Origin of the sequence: Pseudomonas brassicae (assembly GCF_010671725.1) — a bacterium.
In the GTDB taxonomy this organism is placed as follows: domain Bacteria; phylum Pseudomonadota; class Gammaproteobacteria; order Pseudomonadales; family Pseudomonadaceae; genus Aquipseudomonas; species Aquipseudomonas brassicae.
In genome coordinates this window covers 1-6,225 of the sequence record NZ_JAAHBU010000464.1, presented here as the reverse complement: position 1 = coordinate 6,225, position 6,225 = coordinate 1, and the positions used below count along the sequence as shown (strand labels likewise).

The 6,225-nt window shown below is 64.4% G+C and carries 2 protein-coding genes and 2 pseudogenes; 3 read left to right on the top strand and 1 reads right to left on the bottom strand.

What is annotated here, in order from left to right; all coding sequences use genetic code 11:
• Positions 1–379 (bottom strand): annotated as a pseudogene (locus tag G3436_RS24435) (retention module-containing protein); the annotation flags it as partial.
• Positions 380–890: 511 nt separating this feature from the next.
• Between G3436_RS24435 and G3436_RS24430 the strand changes: the two are divergent.
• The 3 genes and pseudogenes from G3436_RS24430 to G3436_RS24420 all read left to right on the top strand — a co-directional run bounded on the left by G3436_RS24430 (position 891) and on the right by G3436_RS24420 (position 5,813).
• A complete protein-coding gene (locus G3436_RS24430; RefSeq protein ID WP_163950452.1) occupies positions 891–2,264 on the top strand; it encodes a TolC family outer membrane protein in 1,374 nt (457 codons plus the stop codon).
• A gap of 27 nt (positions 2,265–2,291) precedes the next feature.
• A pseudogene (locus tag G3436_RS24425) lies at positions 2,292–4,446 on the top strand (type I secretion system permease/ATPase).
• Between the two features lie 11 nt (positions 4,447–4,457).
• On the top strand, positions 4,458–5,813 hold the full coding sequence (locus tag G3436_RS24420; protein WP_163950450.1) for an HlyD family type I secretion periplasmic adaptor subunit: 1,356 nt from the start codon (positions 4,458–4,460) through the stop codon (positions 5,811–5,813).
• The last annotated feature ends 412 nt before the right edge of the window (positions 5,814–6,225 follow it).

Below are 6,225 nucleotides of genomic sequence, written 5' to 3'. Positions count from 1 at the left end.
GCGCCGGGCGTGCCCGCGTTGCCGGGCCCGGCCGCGGTGGCCTCGGCATCCTGGCTCGGGTCGCACCGGCCGCAATGGCTTGCTGGAGCTTCTGCACCTCGGTCAACTGCGCCTCGCTAGGCGTGACCGGGTCTGTGCTGCTCACGTGCGGGGCCTGGTTGGCCAACAACTCGGGGGACAACGACAAGCTGCTGTCGCGTCCCAGGGTCAGCTCGGCACCGTTGTGCAGGTGCACCGCCACCGCACCGGCCGCGCCGGTTTCCAGTTGTTCGCCGGCGAACACCCGGTCGCCCTCCATCAGCACCCGGCGGGTGCCGTCGGCTGCTACCGCGATAACCTGCCCGATGACCTTGCTGACCACACCGATTGAATTAGCCATGTGCACTCCTCCACTGCCGAAGGGTTTTTTCGCAGAAAAAGTGCCAGGGGTATCGCGCGGCCCGACGTGTGATTGCCGGGCCGAATCGGAGTACAACTTTCAGACCGATTGCGCTGACTTCAAACAAAATCAACGCATTCAGCCTCACAACGCTCCGGTGAAGTCCGCTACGATCTGGCACCTGGCTAAACGCCAAAAAAATGTCGCCAGAATCGCTGTGCATGCCTCCCCTCCGCTACATCCATGCCCTGTGCTGCAAAAAAACTGGAACTTTCGTCGATACCCGCAAAAGCACCCTAGCGCTTTGTTGGCGGGCTATCTGAGTAGAACAATGTCTTGGTTTTACGGCACCGCATAAGTTTTTTTTCGCATAGCGGTTATGAGAAATACTTCTTAGCTCGCCTGATAAATGTTCTTAGCTCTGTTGTTACAAGCCTGAAACGGTTTGACCTCAATTTTTCGTCATTTTTTTGGCGACAGCAGGACCATAAGAGATCAGGGAGAAGTACCCATGCGCGTTTTGACCCCTCTGAGCAGCGCGATTCTGTTCGCCATGGTTTGCGCCAACGCGCAGGCGATGTCCTTGTCCCAGGCCGTGCAAAGCGCGGTGGACTACCACCCGGAGAACAAGGCTGGCATCAACAACCGGTTGTCTGCCGACGAGGACGTCAAGGCCGCGCGCGGGGGCTACTTCCCCACCGTCGACCTGGTCGCAGGCTATGGCCGCGAACGTTCCGACAACACCAATACCCGCGGCTTCAATGCCGACGGCAGCCGCAACCACAACAAGGAAACCCTGAACTACACGCAGTCCGAGCTGCGCCTGCGGCAAATGCTGTTCGACGGTTTCAATACCCCCAATGAGGTCGCGCGCACAGAAGCGGTGGTCAACTCGCGGGCCTACTACGTGCAGGCCACGTCCGAAACCATCGCCCTGCGCGCCATCGAGGTGTACCTCGAAGTGCTCAAGCGTCGCGAGCTGGTAAGCCTGGCCAAGAACAACCTGCAGGCCCACCTGCGGGTCAACGACCAGATCGGCCTGCGCAGCGAGCGTGGCGTGGGCAGCAATGCCGACCTCGACCAGTCCACCGCGCGCCGGGCACTGGCCGACAACAACCTATACACCGCCCAGGTCGACCTGGCCGATGCCGAGGCCAACTTCATCAGCGTGGTCGGGCGGGCGCCGGACGAGCTGGAAACACCGGTATCGATCAAGGGCGAGATGCCCACCGATCTCACCAGTGCACGCCAGGGCATGCTGCAGAACAACCCCTACCTGAAGTCGGCCCAGGCCGACATCCAGGCCGCCGAGCAGCAGTACGAAGTGGCCAAATCGCCATTTTATCCACGCCTGGATGCCGAACTGGCCACCGGCGCCAACAACAACATCGCCGGCGAACCCGGGCATGCCAACAGCGATTGGCGGGCTGGCGTGGTGATGAGCTACAACCTGTTCAGGGGCGGCAGCGACAAGGCCCGCCTGCAGTCGGATGCGCACAAGATCAACCAGGCCATGGACATCCGCAACAACGCCCTGCGCACCCTCAACGAAAACCTCGCGCTGTCCTGGAACGCCATGACCAACGCACGCCTGCAGACCCCCACTGCACGTGAATACGCCGACACCACCACCCGCGTGCGGGCGGCCTACCAGGACCAGTTCGGCCTCGGTCAGCGTACCCTGCTGGACGTGCTCGACAGCGAAAACGAACTGTACAACGCCAACCGCCGCTACACCGAAGTGCGCTACACCGAGGAGTTCTCGATGTACCGCGTACTGGCCAACATGGGCGAACTGCTGAGCAAGCAGAAGATCTCCTTGCCGCCGGAAGCCATCGCGCGCAGCGACATCAGAAGCGACGCCACCTTGCCCGAAATGCGCTGAGCCGCTACGTCGTTTCAGGAGTAGCCCATGACCAGCATGCAACCGGCGAGTTCGGCAGACCCACGCCAGAGCTTCGATGATCCGTTACTCGATGGGCTGCTGATCCTGTGCAAGCTGCACGGTGCCGCGGTCAGCCGCACCAGCCTGTGCGCCGGCCTGCCCCTGGCCGAGCAGCGCCTGACCCTCGAACTGTTGCCACGGGCCGCCGCGCGGGCCGGCCTGCAGGCGCGCATACTACGCCGTGAGCTGGGGGCGATCTCGGCCCTGAACCTGCCGGTGCTGCTGTTGCTCAAGGACGGCCGCAGCGCCGTGCTGCGGCGTTGGGGCGACGGCGACCAGGCGCTGATCCTGCCCAGTGAGGCCGAGGGTGGCGAGCAATGGGTCAGCCGCCAGGAGCTGCTCGATGCCTACAGTGGCCAGGCCCTGTTCGCGCGGCCACGCCACGAAGTCGAAGACCTGCGCTCACCGCTGCTGCCACGGGTCAATGCATGGTTTCGCGACACCCTCAAACAGTCTCGCTGGCTGTACAGCGATGCCCTGCTGGCGAGCCTGCTGATCAACCTGCTGGGCCTGATGGTGCCGCTGTTCGTGATGCAGACCTACGATCGCGTCGTGCCCAACCAGGCCACCTCGACACTGTGGGTGCTGGTCATCGGCCTGATGCTCGGCACGCTGTTCGAACTGGTGCTGCGCGTGGTGCGTGCACACCTGCTGGACCAGGCCGGCAAGAAGACCGACCTGATTCTCTCGGCCACCCTGTTCGAACGTATCACCGGCATGTCGATGAAGGCCCGGCCGGCCACCATTGGCGGCTTCGCCCAGAGCATTCACGACTTTCAGGGGCTGCGCGAGTTTCTCACCGCGGTCACCCTGACCAGCGTCATCGATCTGCCCTTCGTGGTGCTGATGCTGCTGGTAATCGGCCTGCTCGGCGGCTGGCTGGTGGTGATCCCGCTGGTGGCCTTCCCGGTCACCATCGCGTTTGCCCTGTTCATCCAGGTACGCCTGCGCGACACCGTGCAAAAGAGCCTGAGCCTGGGCGCCATCCGCCAGGCGCTGCTGATCGAAACCCTTGGCGGGCTCGAAACCCTCAAGGCCTGCAGTGCCGAAAGCGAGCGCCAGTATCAGTGGGAAAGCACCCACGGCGCCCTCACCCGCCTGGATGTGCATGCGCGCAATCTGTCGGCACTGGCCACCAACGGCACCCTGTTCATCCAGCAACTGTGCGGCATGGCCACCATCGTCGCCGGGGTCTACAGCATCATCGCCGGCAACCTCAGCGTTGGCGCACTGGTCGCCAGCTACATGCTCGGCAGCCGCGTGCTGGCGCCGCTGGGGCAGATCGCCGGGCTGATCACGCGCTACCAGCAGGCGCAACTGACCATGCACAGCACCGATGCACTGATGGCCCTGCCGCAGGAGCGCCCGGCCGGCCAGCAGCCGCTGGAACGTACCCAACTGCAGGGGGCGCTGGAGGTCAGCCAGGTGACCTTTCGCTACGCCGGGCAGAACGCCCCGGCGCTGAGCACTGTGAGCTTCAAGGTCACCCCTGGCGAGCGCATCGGCATCATCGGCCGCAGTGGCTCGGGCAAGAGCACCCTGGCGCGCCTGATGATGGGCTTCTACGAGCCCGAGCAAGGGCAGATCCTGCTGGACAACCTCGACCTGCGCCAGCTGGACATCGCCGACCTGCGCCAGCAGGTTGGCTATGTGGCCCACGACCTGCCCCTGCTGGCTGGCAGCCTGCGTGACAACCTGACCCTGGGGCGCGCGCTACGTGAGTGACGCGCGCATGCTTGAAGTGGCCGAACTGACCGGCGTGAGCGAACTGGCGCGCCAGCACCCGCAAGGCTTCGATCGCCCGGTGGGCGAGCGCGGCATGCTGCTGTCCGGCGGCCAGCGCCAGACCGTGCTGCTGGCCCGTGCGATGTTGCTCGAACCGCCCATCGTGCTGCTGGACGAGCCCACCAGCCACATGGACAACAGCAGTGAAGACCAACTGCGCCAGCGCCTGCACGGCTGGGTGCAGGGCAAGACCCTGCTGCTGGTCACGCACCGCACCTCGATGCTCAGCCTGGTCGACCGCCTGCTGGTGCTGGACAACGGCAAGGTCGTGGCCGACGGGCCCAAGGACGCGGTCATCGATGCGCTGCGCAAGGGCCGTGTCGGCTCGGCACTCTAGGGGGTATGAGCATGTCCGCACTGTCTGGTCTGGGCGACTACATCCGCAGCTTCGGCAAGACCGCCGAGCGCGACTACATGCCGGACCTGGCCGGTGCCACGCTGCAGGATTCGCCGCGCCTGTCACGCATTACGGTGTGGCTGACCGCCGCGTTGCTGCTGATTGCGTTGATCTGGGCCAAGTTCGCGGTACTCGACGAAGTGACCATGGGCGAGGGCAAGGCGATCCCTTCGAGCAAGGTGCAGGTGATCCAGAACCTGGAGGGCGGCATCGTCACCGAGATCTTCGTGCGCGAAGGGCAAATGGTGAACAAGGGCGACACCCTGCTGCGCCTGGATGACACGCGGTTTCTGTCCAACAAGGGCGAGAGCGAGGCCGACCGCTATGCGCTCACCGCGCAGGTCGAGCGCCTGTCGGCCGAGGCCGAGGGGCGGCCGTTCCAGCTGTCCGAAGAAGTGCGCAGCAAGGCGCCGCAGGTGGCCGAGGACGAGCTGTCGCTGTTCCAGTCACGCCAGCGTCGGCTCAACAGCGAGAAGCAGACCCTCAACGAACAACTGCGCCAGAAGACCCAGGAGCTGGCCGAGTTTCGCTCCAAGCTTGAACAATACCGCTCGGGCCTGGCGCTGCTGCAGCAGGAACTCAACATGTCGACGCCGTTGGTGGGTACCGGGGCCATCTCGCCGGTGGAGATCCTGCGCCTCAAGCGCAGCGCGGTAGAGGCGCGCGGCTCGCTGAACGCGACCAGCCTGGCCATACCGCGGGCCGAGGCGGCGGTGGCGGAAATTCGCAGCAAGATCGAAGAGTCCGAGGCCGGTTTTCGCTCGGAGGCGGCCAAGGAGCTCAATGACAAGCGCACCGAGCTGTCCAAGATCACCGCCACCAGCATCGCCATCGACGACCGCGTGACGCGCACCACGGTGGTCTCGCCGGTGCACGGCATCATCAAGCTGCTCAAGGTCAACACCATTGGCGGCGTGGTGCAGCCAGGCAGCGACCTGCTGGAGATCGTGCCGCTGGAAGACAACCTGCTGATCGAGGCCAAGGTGCGCCCGCAGGACGTCGCGTTCCTGCACCCCGGGCAGGCCGCGATGGTCAAGTTCAGCGCATATGACTACACGATCTATGGCGGGCTGAAGGCCAAGCTGGAACTGATCGGTGCCGATACCGTGACCGACGACAAGGGCAATGCGTTCTACCTGATCCAGGTGCGCACCGACAAAAATCACCTGGGTGGCGACAACAAGCCGCTGCTGATCATTCCGGGCATGACGGCGACGGTGGACATCATCACCGGGCACAAGAGCGTGCTCGATTACCTGCTCAAGCCGGTGCTCAAGGCGCGCACCGAGGCGTTGCGCGAGCGCTAGTCATCACGGTGTTGCTGGCCCCTTCGCCGGCAAGCCAGCTCCCACAGGTACCGTGTGATCATCAGGGCGCAGCTCAACCTGTGGGAGCTGGCTTGCCAGCGAGGGGCACCCGCTTTTGTGTTGCCGTGCCCTGCGCTTGTACTAGCATACGCCGCCGCCCACACCGCGCGGCGGTGTTCCGAGGGAGGGAGCGGCATGATCCACTCATCACGTATCGACGCTGTCGGCTCGCGCCCGTGATCTCGTACGCCCCCCTACCGCGTCTACCTGTGGCTGCCCTGGGTCTGCCTGGTCTCGCTGCTGGGCCTGGAGGCCTACTGGTACGGCCTGCAACTGACCCCTTTCGAACAGTTCGTGCAGATCCAATTGCTTGCTTCGGCGTGCTCGGCTACCCCTTGTTCGCGCTGTGGGC